Annotated in this window: 17 protein-coding genes; 2 read left to right on the forward strand and 15 right to left on the reverse strand. The window is 38.2% G+C overall.

Annotation, left to right across the window (positions count from 1 at the left end):
* Window positions 1–11 precede the first annotated feature (11 nt).
* The 10 genes from dprA to GVV19_RS05330 form a co-directional block, all read right to left on the reverse strand.
* On the reverse strand, window positions 12–740 hold the full coding sequence (gene dprA, locus GVV19_RS05285; protein ID WP_159646054.1) for a DNA-processing protein DprA: 729 nt from the start codon (window positions 738–740) through the stop codon (window positions 12–14).
* A gap of 41 nt (window positions 741–781) precedes the next feature.
* Window positions 782–1396, reverse strand: a complete 615-nt coding sequence (locus tag GVV19_RS05290; RefSeq protein ID WP_159646058.1) for a ribonuclease HII — start codon at window positions 1394–1396, stop codon at window positions 782–784.
* Window positions 1381–2220, reverse strand: a complete 840-nt coding sequence (gene ylqF / locus GVV19_RS05295; protein ID WP_159640190.1) for a ribosome biogenesis GTPase YlqF — start codon at window positions 2218–2220, stop codon at window positions 1381–1383. The genes GVV19_RS05290 and ylqF overlap by 16 nt, the downstream gene beginning before the upstream one ends.
* A gap of 5 nt (window positions 2221–2225) precedes the next feature.
* Window positions 2226–2792 carry a signal peptidase I gene (lepB, locus tag GVV19_RS05300; protein WP_159640187.1) on the reverse strand — a complete coding sequence of 189 codons (567 nt, stop codon included), beginning with the start codon at window positions 2790–2792 and terminating at the stop codon, window positions 2226–2228.
* 63 nt (window positions 2793–2855) lie between these two features.
* On the reverse strand, window positions 2856–3203 hold the full coding sequence (gene rplS, locus GVV19_RS05305; RefSeq protein WP_159640184.1) for a 50S ribosomal protein L19: 348 nt from the start codon (window positions 3201–3203) through the stop codon (window positions 2856–2858).
* A gap of 144 nt (window positions 3204–3347) precedes the next feature.
* Window positions 3348–3755, reverse strand: coding sequence for a pyridoxamine 5'-phosphate oxidase family protein (locus GVV19_RS05310; RefSeq protein WP_159638801.1), 408 nt, complete (start codon window positions 3753–3755; stop codon window positions 3348–3350).
* Between the two features lie 130 nt (window positions 3756–3885).
* On the reverse strand, window positions 3886–5187 hold the full coding sequence (ffh, locus tag GVV19_RS05315) for a signal recognition particle protein (RefSeq protein ID WP_159640178.1): 1302 nt from the start codon (window positions 5185–5187) through the stop codon (window positions 3886–3888).
* 20 nt (window positions 5188–5207) lie between these two features.
* Complete coding sequence (thiI, locus tag GVV19_RS05320; protein ID WP_159638805.1) at window positions 5208–6419, reverse strand: tRNA uracil 4-sulfurtransferase ThiI; 1212 nt, start codon at window positions 6417–6419, stop codon at window positions 5208–5210.
* Window positions 6406–7554 (reverse strand): cysteine desulfurase family protein, encoded by a 1149-nt coding sequence (locus tag GVV19_RS05325; RefSeq protein ID WP_159640265.1) that lies wholly within the window; start codon window positions 7552–7554, stop codon window positions 6406–6408. Before GVV19_RS05325 ends, thiI begins: the two co-directional genes overlap by 14 nt.
* A complete protein-coding gene (locus GVV19_RS05330) occupies window positions 7535–9274 on the reverse strand; it encodes a septation ring formation regulator EzrA (RefSeq protein WP_159646061.1) in 1740 nt (579 codons plus the stop codon). The genes GVV19_RS05325 and GVV19_RS05330 overlap by 20 nt, the downstream gene beginning before the upstream one ends.
* 239 nt (window positions 9275–9513) lie before the next feature.
* Here GVV19_RS05330 and rpsD point away from each other — a divergent pair, with 239 nt between their 5' ends.
* Complete coding sequence (gene rpsD, locus GVV19_RS05335; RefSeq protein WP_159646064.1) at window positions 9514–10116, forward strand: 30S ribosomal protein S4; 603 nt, start codon at window positions 9514–9516, stop codon at window positions 10114–10116.
* Window positions 10117–10200: 84 nt separating this feature from the next.
* Here the strand turns inward: rpsD and GVV19_RS05340 are convergent, their stop codons facing one another.
* The 3 genes from GVV19_RS05340 to GVV19_RS05350 are packed head-to-tail and all read right to left on the reverse strand — an operon-like array spanning window position 10201 to window position 13771.
* Window positions 10201–11373: a PTS transporter subunit EIIC gene (locus GVV19_RS05340; protein WP_159646067.1), complete on the reverse strand. Its 1173-nt coding sequence runs from the start codon at window positions 11371–11373 to the stop codon at window positions 10201–10203.
* 53 nt (window positions 11374–11426) lie between these two features.
* A complete protein-coding gene (locus GVV19_RS05345) occupies window positions 11427–12464 on the reverse strand; it encodes a MupG family TIM beta-alpha barrel fold protein (RefSeq protein WP_159640166.1) in 1038 nt (345 codons plus the stop codon).
* On the reverse strand, window positions 12464–13771 hold the full coding sequence (locus GVV19_RS05350; protein ID WP_159638824.1) for a PTS sugar transporter subunit IIC: 1308 nt from the start codon (window positions 13769–13771) through the stop codon (window positions 12464–12466). Before GVV19_RS05350 ends, GVV19_RS05345 begins: the two co-directional genes overlap by 1 nt.
* A gap of 165 nt (window positions 13772–13936) precedes the next feature.
* Between GVV19_RS05350 and GVV19_RS05355 the strand changes: the two genes are divergently transcribed.
* Window positions 13937–14161 (forward strand): hypothetical protein, encoded by a 225-nt coding sequence (locus GVV19_RS05355; protein ID WP_207948928.1) that lies wholly within the window; start codon window positions 13937–13939, stop codon window positions 14159–14161.
* 46 nt (window positions 14162–14207) lie between these two features.
* Here the strand turns inward: GVV19_RS05355 and GVV19_RS05360 are convergent, their stop codons facing one another.
* Entirely contained in the window at window positions 14208–15206 is a 999-nt protein-coding gene (locus tag GVV19_RS05360) for a S66 family peptidase (protein WP_159646070.1), read from the reverse strand.
* Complete coding sequence (locus GVV19_RS05365) at window positions 15193–16485, reverse strand: serine hydrolase domain-containing protein (protein WP_159646073.1); 1293 nt, start codon at window positions 16483–16485, stop codon at window positions 15193–15195. Before GVV19_RS05365 ends, GVV19_RS05360 begins: the two co-directional genes overlap by 14 nt.
* Window positions 16486–16501: the final 16 nt, after the last annotated feature.

The following is a 16501-nucleotide window of genomic DNA, read 5'->3' on the forward strand; positions in this document are numbered from 1 at the left end:
TCACTCCTTATTTATATATTGGATAATTCTTTAATATTTGTCAATACCGTCGCACCTTCTTGAATGAGTTGGTTACAACCGCATCCAGATTCATCATGAATTGGATGTGGAAGGACGACAATTTCGCGATTTAATGATAACGCAATGTCAACAGTACCCATTGTACCACTTTTTTGACGCGCACTCATAATGTATATACATTTACTTAAACTTGCGATGATACGATTCCGAAACGGAAAATGATACCGCTCAGGATTCACACCTCTAGGATATTCCGAAATAATGAGATGATCCTTCCCTAGTTGATTGAAGATATCACGGTGAGCAACTGGATAACATATATCCAAACCACATGCTACTACCGCAATTGTATGATGATGTATTGCACTCAGATGGGCACATACATCAATGCCATACGCTAAACCCGAAACTATTGTGTAGCGTTCTCGTAGTACCGCAACCGCTTCATACGTTGCTTGAACGGCATATGAAGAGGGCTTACGGCTACCAACAACACCAACACACGAACTGTTCAGTAAACTCACATCACCTTGATAAAACAAAATGAATGGTGGTTGGTCTAACTCCAACAGACGTTTTGGATAGGATGGATCCACAATTGTCACAAACGTGTCTACACACGAATAATTGGCTACAGACTTCTTTTCAAGGAGATGCCGGTGCATTTTAGCATAATCACCTTTGTACAAAATTGCAACATTTTTTATATAATTTCTCATAACTATCACCCATAACAAATAGTTATAAAAAAAGATAAGTCCTAAATATCTAGTGATATTTGTTCCTCATCTTTAAATTTAAATGTTTTACGATGGTGTTTCGTACGACCATATTTTAAGATGGCTTCACGATGTGCCTTCGTACCATAGCCCTTGTGCTTAGCAAAGCCATATTCTGGATACATCCGGTCAAGTTCAACCATTAATGCATCTCGATACGTTTTAGCAAGGACACTAGCGGCAGCAATTGACATAGAACGCGCGTCTCCTTTGACAATAGACTCGAATGGTTGTCGAGAATCCAAAAGGGGCATTGCATCAGTCAAGATATAGCTTGCCGGTGCAAAGTTCGCAATTTCTTCCATTGCCATTTGTGTTGCTCGATAAATATTGTGCAAATCAATCTGATCAACATCAACCACTACAACTTTGTACCACAAAGCATGTTCTTTAATTAATGAGACGAGTTCATCACGCTTCTTAGGCGATAATTTTTTTGAATCATTAATGTCTGCATGATAATAGTTCTTTGGAAATATGACTCCAGCAACTACGCAAGGACCCGCCATCGGACCACGTCCAGCTTCATCAATTCCACACACACTATGATTTTCTTGCCACAGTATGTTTTCAAACTCGTCTATAAGCGATCCCATGTTATCCGTCCCAGTTTTCCATTTTGAATATCACTCAAGAACGTGCTACGAGTTCGATCTAATTCTACATCGCCACCTTCTTTGATATATCCACGATGAATTCCAATTTGAGGATAGAATGTCATAATATCAAAATCTTTCATATTGTATCGCTCAATTAATACCTCACGATTTTCTTGCAAGAAGTAATCGCGCGCATAATTTGTAACGAGTTCAATTGGATATCCTGTTTCTTTAATTGATCCAATGAGTGCACAATGAATACCCATTGTCTCAGACTCAAATTTCGGCCATAAAACACCTGGAGTATCGACCAACTCGAGTTGTTCGGTTACTTTAATGAGTTTTAGTGCTTGAGTCACACCCGGACGATTTTCAACACCCGCGGCTTTTCGTGACGCAATTTTATTAATGATACTGGATTTTCCAACATTTGGGACACCTACGATTAATGCTCGTGCTGGGCGAGGACGAATGCCACGACGCTCATCTCGTTGACGTTTTTCTGCCATCACGATATCTGTTTTTTCAACCATGAGTTTTTTTACGTCATCTTGAAGCACATTGACCACCAATACCTCATGGCCTTCATCTTCAAGATGCTTTACCCATTTTTCAGTTTCTCGGGGCTCAGCTAAATCTTTCTTAGTTAAAACAATGAGACGTTTCTTTTGTCCAATTGAGTATGATAGAGCTGGATTTCGGGTTGACATAGGCGCTCGTGCATCACGACACTCAATGACAAAATCAACCACTTTTAATTGTTCTTCGATAAGACGCATGGCTTTTGCCATATGTCCTGGATACCAATGAACTTGTGACATATTATCTACCTTCCTACTGGGCGTAGTTTATTTAAGGGCAAGAATACAAACACACCCTTACTAATGATTTCTTCATACGCAAACGCACCATACTGACGTGAATCAGACGAGTTACGGCGGTTATCTCCGAGCACAAAGTAATGCCCTTCTGGAACAATAAATTCCGGTTCGTCCGCAGTAAACACAAGATCGTTATCTTCGACCCATTTTTGTTTAAACGGGTTATCTAAAAACGGTTCTTCAACTGCAACGTCATTGACATACAATACATCTTTTTCATAACGAATTTTCTCGCCTGGAAGTCCAATAACGCGCTTTACGATGTTTCTATTTTTTTCTTCCATGTGAACGACAACTACATCAAATCGTTCAATATCAGAAACTTTCAATCCAATCACATTAGAAAATCCAAATTCGTTATCGTTAAGGGTTGGATACATAGATAATCCCTCAACACGAACTGGTCTCGCAATAAACTGTGTAATGATAAAGACAGCAATTAAACTAATTATTAAACTCTTAATAAAATCTTTGATTAAGAGTAAAAATTTATCATCTTGTTTTTCTCGCATAGTTGTGACTCCTTTGGAAACAATAAAGAAAAAGCCGTATAAATACGGCTATTAGCGAACTTCTTAACGAATTTCTTTAAGACGTGCTGATTTACCTGAACGCTCACGTAGGTAGTATAGTTTACTACGACGAACTTTACCACGACGCAATACTGTTACGCTGTCGATAATTGGTGAGTGTACTGGGAAAGTACGTTCAACTCCAACACCTGAAGACATTTTACGAACTGTGAACATTTCAGCGATTCCGCTTCCTGTACGTTTGATAACAAGCCCTTCAAAAGCTTGGATACGTGTTTTTCCACCTTCTTGGATACGCACGTCAACGCGAACTGTTACACCTGAACGGAATTCAGGGATATCTGTACGCATTTGAGATTTTGTAATTTCATTTACTAAATTTAATCCCATTTCGATTCTCCTTTTTCTGTATCTTAAACTGGCTCATAAATCCGAGATCAGCGGAACCAGAGTGCATGAATGCTTTAATAATTTAACACATCTACTGTAATAATGCAAGATAATCCGCATTTTTATTGCATTATAGGTAGTTTATTATAAATCGATAACTTCTGTCGTCATATTACTGAAAAATTTGACTTTATCAGCAGTAAAACGAAGCACACAGTACGTTTTTGGATCAACGCCTTTCGCAAACACAGGAGCATTCTCTGTCTCCATAAGTTCTTGTATAATTATTGGATCTGTTTCGACCGTCATTGTCCCATAAAATGATGCCGTTTGAAAACGTGCTTCATCCATAAAATAGACCATAGCCTGTTGATTCGCTTCGTATGATTTCACCATCTGTGTATTATTGTGTGTTGTAAAATACATTGTCTTTAATCCATCACGTTTACGAGGAGATCTCACAACTTTTACAGTTGGATAACCAGCGTCATCGATTGATGTTAAGAATGCATTTTCTTGTCTTGTAATAAGTGCGTCAATATGTTTATTCATAGTCCCTCCAAAATGATTACTAGTTAAATGATATAGCAATTAGACTTACTTTGCAATTTAAGATTACATTGTCTTATAAGTCTCATTCTTTAATAGAAAAGTATCCTTCGGGATACTTTTCTATTATGTATTATTGTTTTCCCATCATGCGGGAGAACATACGCATTTGTTTTTTCATTTTATCATATTGACTTAGTAATCGGTTAACATCTGTTGTTGTTACCCCAGATCCTTTAGCAATACGGTGTTTACGACCGGAACGAATAATCGTTGGATCATTTCGTTCTTCTTTCGTCATACTTTGAATCATAGCTTCAGTTTTTTTCATACCTTTTGACGCATCATCATCATCGATTTGATTTGCCATTTGGTTTGCCCCTGGAAGCATTTTCAATAATCCTGAAATGGGCCCCATTTTTGAAACTTGTTGCAACTGTATCAACATGTCATCAAGTGTGAACTGACCGTTCATCATACGTTCCGCTGATTTCTCACTTGCTTCAATATCCATTTTTTCTTGAGCTTTTTCAACGAGTGAAACAATATCACCCATTCCCAAGATACGTGATGCAGTTCGATCCGGATGGAATGCCTCTAACTCTTCAATGCCTTCACCAACCCCAACGTATTTTACAGGAACTTTGGTCATGTATCGGACAGAAAGAATTGATCCGCCACGTGAGTCACCATCAAATTTTGTCGCAACTAATCCCGTTAAATTTAGTTTTGATTTAAAGCCGTTCGCAACATGAATAACATCTTGCCCTGACATCGCATCAACACTTAAAAGAATTTCTTCAGGTTTCGCAAGTGCTTGTATATCAACCAATTGTTGCATCAGTGCTTCGTCAATTTGGAGTCGTCCGGCGGTATCGATAAGGATAACATCGAAATCTTTACCATAACTTAGAGCATCCGTTACCACTTCAACTGGTGTGCTGTTCTCTTTAGCAAAAACCTCAACACCGATACGTTCACCAAGAATCTTCAATTGTTCAATAGCTGCCGGACGTGCAAGGTCTGCTGCAACCAACAACACTTTTTTGTCTTCTTTGACTTTGAGTTCACGCGCTATCTTGGCAATACTTGTTGTCTTACCAGAACCCTGAAGACCAACCATCATCATGACACCAGGTTTACGAGTAAATGTTAAGCCTTGGTGTTCTTCACCTAAAATTTCAACTAATTTGTCATTAACAATTTTGATGAACATTTGTGATGGATCAACATCACGAACAACTTTCATCCCCATTGCTTCTTTACGTGTATAGTCTAATAGTTCATTAATAACTTCCAAACTAACATCCGCTTCAAGTAGTGAAATACGAATTTCGCTTAATGCATCCGCGATGTTCTTTTCTGTAAGTTTCCCCTTACCTGTTAAGTTTTTAAATGTATCTTGTAGACGATTTGTCAGATTATCAAATGCCATAATTGCCTCCTGTTAGTAAATTATAAGAATGAGTCTGTAACTTCTGCTGTAGCTTCAGCCATCGCTTTCGTCACTTCGATTACTTCAATATTTTCCATTGCCTGATCAATAAGATCCTCAATCACAAGTTTTGACTCAAAGAGTTCAACTTTTCGTGGATTGGGTTTCGTTGTTGGTTTTGTTGGTGTAAATATTGTGCAGCAATCTTCAAACGGAAGGATTGATGTCTCATATGTATCAATTTTACGCGAAAGATCAATAATTTCAACCTTATCATAAGTAATTAGTGGTCGAAGAATTGGTAATGTGCTGATATTTGTGATTTCCTTCATACTGTGGAGTGTTTGTGATGCAACTTGACCTAAACTCTCTCCATTAGCAATTGCTAATGCGTGACGCTCATTTGCAAGACGTTCTCCGATGCGAAGCATATATCGACGCATCATTGTGATTGCATAGCTTTCTGGTACTTTTTTATAGATTTCGAGTTGAATATCTGTAAATGGCACAACATGTACTTTAATCGATGATTGATAGTTTGTAAGTTTTTGTGCAAGGTCAATGACTTTTTTCTGAGCTTCTTGTGATGTGTACGGCGGTGACGCAAAGTGGACCGCTTCGAGTGTAACACCGCGTTTCATCATGAGATATCCCGCAACAGGTGAGTCAATTCCACCCGAAAGCATCAACATGACTTTTCCTTGAATACCGACCGGATAACCACCAGCACCTTCAATTTTACCCATCATAATGTATGCAGCATCGTTACGAATCTCTACAATAATTCCGATATCAGGATTTTTAACATTAACTTTATAGTCTGTATTTTGTAGTATACGCGTAGCAACATGACGATTTATAACATCAGACACGTGTTCATAGTTTTTATCATGACGGCGGGCGAGAACTTTAAATGTTGACCCGCTTTCTTTTTGAATGAGTTCGGTTGCAAGTTGAGCTATAACTTCTAGATCACGCTCCACTTTGATTGCTAGTGAAAATGAACTGAGTCCAAATACATGTTTCAGCTCTTCACTAACCGCTAAACCGTCTTCTTCATGAAGTGTGATATACAAGCGATCATATGTTTCTTTAAATTCAAGTGTTGGGAAAGCTTTTAATTGCGCGCGAACGTTACGAACGAGTTGTGCTGTAAAGTTGCGGCGGTTTTTTCCTTTTGTTGAAAGTTCACCGTAGCGGCAAACAATAAATTCATAATTAGTGGTTGACATATTTCTTAATCTCCAAAATTTCTTGAACGACTTTTTCTAACTCTTCCATTGTCGTTAAATGGGATAAACTGATTCGAATACTACTTAATGCAGCGGTGTCACTTTTCCCCATGGCTTTTAAAACATGTGAGGGGGCCAGTGATTTTGAGTTACATGTACTTTGCGCAGATACCGCAAATCCTGCGGAATTTAATCCATTCATCATAATTTCTGATCCAACATTCAGTATTGATAAGTTAAAGATGTAAGGCGAACCTTCATAGGATGAGTTAATAACAACGCCTTCCATGTTTTCGAAAGTATCATACAAGTATTTTTGCATCTTTTCAATCTTTGGCAGAGCTTTCGCATTGTCTTCTCGGGCGAGACGTAAGGTCTTCGCCCAGAGTATTGCAGCAGTATTATCGATTGTACCACCACGAACACCAAATTGTTGCTGCCCGCCATTAATAAGTGGAAGTGCATGAACATTTGATCGCTTCAACCATAGTCCACTGCCTTTTAATCCGTAGATTTTATGAGCGGAGTAAGCGACAGAATCAATCTGAGTCATTTCAAAATCATGACGGGCTAAGGCTTGGACTCCGTCAATATGAACAAATGCATTGGATTCTTTCTTCACGAGCTTTGCAAGTGCCTGAACATCGGTTATAGCCCCTACTTCATTATTAATCGCTATCACAGCAACAAGAACAGTATCCTTGCGTAGTTTATCGCGAAGTTCATCAAAGCTGATATTACCTTGATCATCAACATGTAGATAATCCACTGTATAACCAAAATAATCTCGAAGTTGTGCTACAGCACCCATAGTTGAGCTGTGTTCAACTTCAGTTGTAATAATATGTTTACCAATATGTTGATTCGCGAGTGCTATCCCTTTGATTGCGGCACTGTTTGACTCACTCGCCCCTGATGTGAAGATAACCTCTTGCGGTAAGACTCCTAATTGGTTAGCGAGTGTATTGCGTGATGCAGTCACTAAGTCAGAAACACGCTGACCCCCAAAATGCAGTGAGTCAGCGTTTTCGTAGTATTCGTTCATAATCTTAAATGCATCTTGAGCAATTTCAGGACGCGTTGGGGTTGTACTTGCGTAATCTAAATATATTGGTTTATCGTGCGCTTTTTGCATTGTCACGAATCATCTCCTCATAAGCTGTATTAGGTCTGTATTTATCAATTGCGTTGATAACGGTTGTGAGTGCTTGAGTGTACTCACCATTGTTGAACGCGAGTTCTGCACGGGTTAATTCAGCGTCAATATCTGGTACAAAGGCGCGGAATTTGTTTGCATAGACAATAGCATTTTCACACATATCGACTGCACCAACTAAATTGTTAACGTTGTTGTGGAGTTTATATGTATAATCAATGGCTTCATCGACCGTTTTGTTCAATGTTTCGACTTCAATCATGTCGTGTTTTAAGATATCGGAAATTTGACGCGTATAAAGTTGTGCTTTTTCGACATCTTCTCGGTATGATTCAGAAATCATTGGCAACGAGCGTTTTTTCATGCGAACTTGAACATCATTAATAATAAGATATAACTTCATTAATTGACGCTCTGCGCGTAATTCATCTGCATTGGCTTGTTCGACCTTCTCAACGAGTTTATCAAATTCACCACGGAAGATGGAAACATCTTGCCCTAATTCATTAACTGAAATAAGGATTGTTGTTGCTGGAATTTTTTCTTCTTGAATCATTCGCATGATTTTGGCACGCATTTGATCTTGTGTTTCAATAATCGCAGCATACTCTTCAACTTGGTCTACATATCCTTCGAAGCCGAAGCGTACTTCAACTTTTTCGGCATCAGTTTTGATATCTTTAACGGCTTCCACAAGATATTCAAGTGTCGTGAATAACTCTTCTGAAACGCCTTGGAGTTCTGTATGTGCCTTTTCTTCTTTTTGGATTGCAATTCCTAACTGTTCCAAACGTTTTTGACTTTCAATCAAGCTTTCTTTTGATTTTGAAATATTCCCTTCGCGAATCCCAATTAAATCATCTTTAAGAATTTCACTGAGAACACCAATATTTTTGGGAACTTCCAAGTGATCAACATAAATACCTGATTGACGTACCCCTTGATACAATTTTGATACTTCATCTAATAATTGAGGAATGTATCCTTTGGCAACTTCGTACAGTTTCGGAATCGTTTTGATTCGTGCTTCTAAATCATCCACACTCTCTTTTGTTTCATCACTAACATCTTTTGCTTTTTGGAAGTCCGACGCGTACATCCATTCTTCAAAAACTGAAAAGGCATGCTCAATATCGCGGATTTGAACTTCTATTTGCCCATATGCATCACCTAAAACTGCAGATTGATCATTTGCTTGTTGTTTGATTGCTCTGAAGCGTTCTTTGAGATTCGTAATTTCAAGACGTTGTTGTGTCTCTTGTTCCAACAGTGATTCAAGTTCTTTGTTTAAGGTTTCGGTTTGTTCTAATGATTCAGTAATCGTTTCTTCTAAATCAACCAAGTAGTATTTAGCGTCTTTTAGCTTCCCGTATGCTAACGCATCTTCTGTATCAGCCAAGAGCTGTGTTACCACTTCTTGTTGACGGTTAATTTGGTTGAAAAGGTCCTTACACTCAATCACTTTATTTTCAACTTCAGGATTCAATTTTGCAAGTCCTGTTGCCTTGTTAATCTTGAAAAGAACCGGAATACTCATAAGTTCATTGTAGCGAACTTCTAAAGCATCAAACTGCTTTCTTAATCGTCGTTTTTTGTTTGATCTCGAAATAAAAAATACCATAATGACAATCACAACAACTACAATTGCAATTGGCACTTTGTATTCAATTATAAAACTCGGAATAGATTGTAAGTTCATAGGTCCACCTCTTTGTGACATTGTATCATATTTTAGTGTTTCTTGGTAAGTCCTTGATTGACTTTTACCGCTATCTTTTGTATATTAGTAAGGTCATGAAAAATCAGCACACAAAGTTGGTAGCCACGCGTTCATCCCGCGGCAGGAACTAAAGTACCTTAGCTGAATAAGGGAAACAGTAATAGATGAACTCAACTATTAGTAATTTGTGGTTGACTCGACATATAGGAGGTCAGCAAATGGCAACAGTTAATGGTCCAGTATGGAAAAAAGCACGTCGTCTTAGTTTCTCAATTTTAGAAACAGGTAAAGAATTACAACGTCGCGATTACGCTCCAGGACAACACGGAAAAGCACGTCGTCCAAAACTATCAAACTACGGTTTACAACAACGTGAAAAACAACGTATTCGTTTCACATATGGTGTTACAGAAAAACAATTCTACAACACATTCAAAAAAGCTGTAAAACAAGAGGGTGTTGCAGGTCACAACTTCTTATTCATGCTTGAATCACGTTTAGATAACGTCGTATACCGTATGAACTTATCACGTACACGTCGTGGTGCACGTCAATTAGTAAACCACGGTCACATCCTTGTTGATGGAAAGAAAGTGGATATCCCTTCATTCCAAGTTAAACCAGGACAAACAATCGAAGTTAAAGAATCATCACGCTCAATGGCATCAATCAAAGAAGCTATGGAAGCATCAGTTGGAACAGTAGCATACGTTACTTTCGACGCTGACAAGATGAAAGGTGAATATGTTCGTTTACCAGAACGTAGCGAACTAAACCAAGAAATCAACGAAGCACTTGTTGTTGAGTTCTACAACCGTTAATCTTCAGATTAAAAGAGGCATCCGCCTCTTTTTTTTATTGGAGACACAAAAAGAACTTTGGGTTTAACCGCAAAGTTCTTTTTATTATCGTTGGTGTTCCTGTGCTTGGAGCTCACGATCATATCGTTTAAAAAATGGAAAATAAACTACAAACGAAATTGCAATCAAGATTAGCGATAATATGACACTCCTAAAGTCTCCTAGGCTTGAAATAAAAATCCCTAGCGGTGCAGGCAAAACCCACGGTGACACAATACTAGGTATCGAGACATAACCCCACGCCATTGCACCATACCCTACTACAGCACATACAATCGGTGCCACAAAGAACGGCACTCTAAAGTTTTTGTTATCTACAATTGGAACTCCAAATAAAATCGTCTCATTAATATTGAACAGACTTGAATTGAGTCCCACTTTGCCAAAAGACTTAAGGTGTTCACTTTTAGCGAAGAAACGAATTGCGATAGCCAAACCAAGGGTGCAGCCTGAACCGCCTAACCAAACAATCCACTGGAAGAAGGTCTCACTCCCAATATATAAAATAGGTTGTTTTGTAATCACTTGGTAGCCATTCACAATCATCATATAAAACCAAAATGGCCGTAACAAAGTTCCAATCACAGCAACACCATGGATGCCCAAGACCCAGAATCCACAAATCAGCAGAATTGTTGCAATCACCATACCAAATGATGCTACAAAGCGTGTAACATACACCAAAATGTCCGCTGATAAATCTATAATGGCTGTGAACTGAACTAAGATCAAGACATTAAGAATCAGAAGAATCACGATAGGGATAAGCTTCGTCATGTAGTCATTCACGGCTTGTGGTACATGTTTTGATTTGAACTGCATACGCGACAATTTTTCGCTCGCAAGAATCGTAATCCATGCAAGAAACAATGCAACGATTGGAAACTCGAGGAATCGATTGCTTTCCATAAATCGAACCCCATACATCATCACAAAGAACGTTACGGTATAGATCTGATATTCACGTTCAACAGGAATCAAAGCCTGTGCCATTACAAACGTGAAAATGATTCCAAGTAGTATGCAGTAATACCCATAGTAGAGAGCAACTTGATTGAATGTCTCTGCACTTATCATTTCGCGTTGGTCGAAAATATGAATCATGAAAATGGCAACTGCTACCCCTATTTGGATAAATGCCACTTTAATAATGGCTGTTTTCATTGCATTTAAATATTTGTTTTGTTGAATCCCATTCACAATGGCTTCAATTGTCATACTTTTACTCCTTTGTGCACCTTATTCATAAAAAAGAAGGAATAAATTCCTTCTTATGAAATAGGTACAAATACAATTCGTGTATCGCGTTCCATATAATGGACTAAATCAATATAATCAGGATGAATAAATCCGATGACGTTTGTACGTGCATCCATCATGAAATCTTTCTTAGTCAATTGGATTTCTCCGCTATAACGTCCTGATAACGTATTTTCAATTGTAATCGATCCTTTATTACGATAGTTGTTATTGTTAATCGCAATGTCTGGAATACGTGGTGTTGCAAGTCGAATAACGTTTTCAGATAAGTCTTTACGGATAGCATACGGTTGCTCGTACATTGATGCATATGCTTTATCTAAGTAGACTGGGATATGCATTGTTTTGTCTTCCATATAGCTTTGAATGTAACGTAGTGTTTCATTATGTGCTAATGAATCACCAATCAAAATATCTTGAATACCGCAACTGTGGATTAACTCAACAGCAGCAACATATGGATGTACTTGACGGTGTTTCTCGACAGTTGGCAATCCTTCATACAGTGGGAATCGTTTCAAACGATCACCTGGAACAAATGCCATAATTGGAATGTTATATTTAATGAATGCTTCATTCTTTTTATTGAAGTATTCTAATGATAGACCGGTTTCAGTTTTTGGATAAAAGTTGTGCATTACTGAAATGTGTGTAAAGTCTACACCATGGGCTTTAGCGTCAATGATGTATTGCTCGTCCACAACGCTTGCATTAAGCACCAATTCAAAATCTTGAAGTAATGTTTTAATAATTTCAAAATCATCAAAACCATAGTCTAATCGCAACACTTTGAATCCTTTTTCTTTCAAACCAACATAATTGTTTGGCTCAATATTAAGCTTTTCAAATGTCATTGGTGAAATATCAGGGACTAAATTTAAGTTCAATTCCTGACATTTATCGAGAAATTTTGGAAGCATTGTATCTAATTGGGATAAGTCTTCTTCTGGAATGTGAAGCGAAGTAAAGACATACTTCGCTCCCAAATTCGCAGCATATTCCAGATAGTCATAATCCAAATCTTTGAAATAGCAGGAAATTCCTAACATTAGGCTGCCTCTGTTTTATGTGCTTCTTCAGCTGCTGCGATTTCTTTCAAGTCTTGTTTTTCTAACGCTTTTACAAATGGGTAGAATGTTAAGTACATGAAGACCCAACCAGCAAGAACGAATAATACTGCCGTAATGCTTCCGCTCGTTGCTAACCATGTTTTAAGTGGTGCTGGCGTAATCCAAGAAATAATCATTACCGGAACTGGTAGAACACCGGTTAATGTTAAGATAATCGCTACGATAGCAAGAACCATGTATGACAAGATAAATGGAATCATCATCAATGGGTTCAACATAATTGGAAGACCAAAGATTAGTGGCTCACCAATGTTAAAGAGTGCTGCAGCAATTGACAGTTTTCCAAGTCCTTTGAGACGTGGTGATTTTGAACGAATTAATGCTACAGCGAGCGGGAATAATCCTGTCCAAATATAGTTATCAATCCATACTGATGTAAATGTATATGGCAATTCTTGCATTGCTTGAAGTGCTTGCAAGTTTTCTTGAGTCATTTGGCCCCAGAATGTTCCACCTACTGAGTTAACAATATTTGAACCATGGATACCAACTGCCCATAGAATACGGTTTAGGAATGTTGAAATCAAGACAACAACTGGACTATCACCAACACGTACAAGTGGTGTAAAGATACCAGCGATTGTTTGTGGTAAGTTAATCTTGAATACCGATCCTACAAACCACCACATGATAATAACAACAAATGATGGAATTAAAGCGATGAATGATTGAGAAACCATTGGTGGAACACCTTCTGGCATCTTAATAACTAATTTACGGTTAATAACAAAACGATATACTTCAACAGTTACAATTGCAATAATAAGTGCGGCAAATACCCCGACTGCACCTAAGTATGCTGTTGGAACTCCTGTAAATTTCCCTGGCTCAGCAATACCTTCAATAAGTGTTGTGACTGTTTGAGCTGGGTTTAGAAGTAAGAATGATGCTACTGATAAAATCATTGGTTGAATGATGTCATGGTTTTCACCACGTTGTTTGTTGTAGAACTCAACCAAACCATATGAAGCAGTGATTACTGTATAAAGAGCAATAAATGATGTCCCCACACCAGATGCTGCTGCGATTACCCAGCGGAAATCTCCTAAGAAATTCAACCATGGGTCAAATGGAAATGATGCTACGAGTAAGAATACTGATCCTACTACCAGTAAACTCATAATACCAAGTCCGGTACGTTGCATTACTTGAACGTATTTCAATTGTGAAAATTTGATTAGCGGTGGTGCTATACGTTCTTCAATAAAGCGTGTTAAAGCTTCCATATTACTTTTCCCTCCTGATGCACTGATAGTGCTTACACCCATAGGATACACCGTTCGAAAATAATTTTCAACACTTTTTAGCAATTATTGAAAAACTTTTTTAATTGGATTGAAAATAATTTCCAATATTGGTATGATAGTAGGGAAGTTAATGGAGGCATTATTATGATTATCGTAAACAGTCCGATCATGCAAAGCAAAATTCAAACAATTTTGGAATCTATGGAATCACCAACTTTTACATTTGTAAAGAAAGATGGAATCCGCCTTTACTTTGAAACAAGCGAACAAGATACAGAATTGGCATGTAAAATTGCAAAAGCAGAAATCAAAAAAGACCCTATGGCAGGGGCTATTATGTTCACTGTTAAATCAGAAGAATATATCTAAGAGTAACTATCTACTCCATAAAGAAGAGGCTATCGCCTCTTCTTTTTTATTGTTTGATTGTGAACGTTCTTTGATTGGGGTCAATAATCCCAATACCGCCATAAGGTATCGAAAACATTGGTTGGGTATGACCAAAATTCATATTGGCGACAATGGCACCCTGGTAGTCGATTTCTTGTACTATCTTTTCTATAATTTCCCGGTATTCTTGATAATATTTATTATTATAAGGCTTTCCAAAGATGATACCGGAAGTCTTTTCGAGTGCACCAACCATAACCAATGCCCGTAGCATATCCTCAAATAACCATGGTTCTGCCATCACTTCACTGGTTTCGAGGAAAAGAATTGCACCATCGAAAGACTCATATGATGGCCATATATCTGTACCTCTAAGGTTACTCATCACTTCGATACACCCACCAATTAAAGGCCCTCTAACCACCTTATCACCTTGGATAAAATCGAAACCGTCATTTGAATACATTGTTTTTGACTGATTTTGATTTTCTATTAACCATGGAATTCGCTCACTCGTCCACTGCGTTGCTGCTTCAATTGTCACACTTGCTTCTTGATTTAAGACAATCCTTTGGAAATAATCACGGCTGTATTCAAACATCCCATTGTTTTCAGAAAACTCTGAAAGGATTGATGGGCCATAGTATGTTTTAATGCCTAGCTTATTGAGATACAAGTGAAGTGTTGTGGAATCTGAGTAACCAATGAATGGTTTTGGGTTATTTATAAAAATAGCATCATCTAAATATGGTAATATTCGAACACTCTCTGACCCTCCAATACACGACAGCACCATCGCAATGTCATCATCTTCGTATGCTTCCATAAGATCTTGAGCGCGGTGTTGTGGATTCTGGTATACCGACTCACTACCATCGAGAGTATGGGTCATTGGTAGGACCTCGATATCAAATGTATCCTTGAGGTATTGAACCCCTTTTTCATAGCGCCAACGTAGGTCCTTATCCCCTGCGCCGCCCCACGATAAGCTGACACTTGCAGCTTTTAGTCTAGTTTTTTTCATTTGTTTTCTCCAACATTCTGAGTCCGAATCGAATCCCGATAACATCTGTTTCTTCAAAAATAATTTTCAGATAAATCGGATTGTTGTCAGTAGACACCCTAATATAGTCACACTTACATGTCGTGTAGGTATGATTTACACCATCAATTTTTACGTTTTCATTTGATATTTCAACGCTATACCCTTCACCCGCACAGTAACTTCCGTATAAAGCGTTCATTTTTTCTAAACACCATGATACTTCATCTGGCGTATCTTTCGGCATAGCATCTAACATCATAAGGGCTAACTTCTGTACAGGAATATCGCTTGTATTACAAAGTACTATGGCAGCTTCAGTTTTCGTTTCATTTATAAACAATGCACTTGATACTCCGGTTAGCGAACCTGCATGCCCTACCACATTACCTATTTCAGTTTGAATGTACTGACTTCCGAATCCATACTGAGTCCCATATCCAACCTCATGCAAATGTGTCTCAAGGTGCGCTAACATGTCGTTTGATGGTTGCATTAGCCACGTTGCTAATTTTCCCATGTCTTGAAGCGTTGACTTAGCTGCGCCACCACCTTGTAAAGCAAAGGCATTGTCATAGTAGTCTTTTATTTCGATACACTGATCCTCAATCCAATAATATTGGATTGTGGTTTGGTCGTCTTTGTTCACATCTAAATACGTTGTAGTTGAATCATGCATGCCAAGTGGTTTAAAAATTAAGTCTTGAACTGCTGCTTCATAATGAACATACGGGCTTGCTACACGGATGACTTCGCCAAGTAATGCATACCCATCATTAAAGTAACTTACATGAGTTCCCGGATGACTGTGTTGCTTTGTCTTTGCATTTAGCTTATCAATGAGAATTGCTACAGCCTGGTCCATGTATTCAGGTGATAAGCCACAGTCATAAACTTCTTGCTTAAATCCAGTCTTTTGGCATATTTGCGAAATTGTTGTGCGCGGTTGCGGATAGTATCCTGAAGTGTGGTTCAAAAAATGATGGATTCGAATATCTCTTCTATTAAAACTTGGAAAGTAATCAGATATAGAATCGTCAAGCGACCACCAATTTGATGTTACCCCTTTAAGCATGACAATGGCTGTCAACAGTTTCGTTATTGAAGCAATACCATAGCGCGACTGCGCTGCGACCGGATGTGGACACATAGCATCATTGTATACCTTTTTGTACTTCCATTGGCCTTTGTGGTCTATAACCCCCACACAGGCTCCTTGTGCCTTATATTGCGCTAAAAATGATTCAATCATTCTATCCATTACCTTACCACCTCTC

This window comes from Erysipelothrix anatis (assembly GCF_009828745.1).
Classification (GTDB): domain Bacteria; phylum Bacillota_I; class Bacilli_A; order Erysipelotrichales; family Erysipelotrichaceae; genus Erysipelothrix; species Erysipelothrix anatis.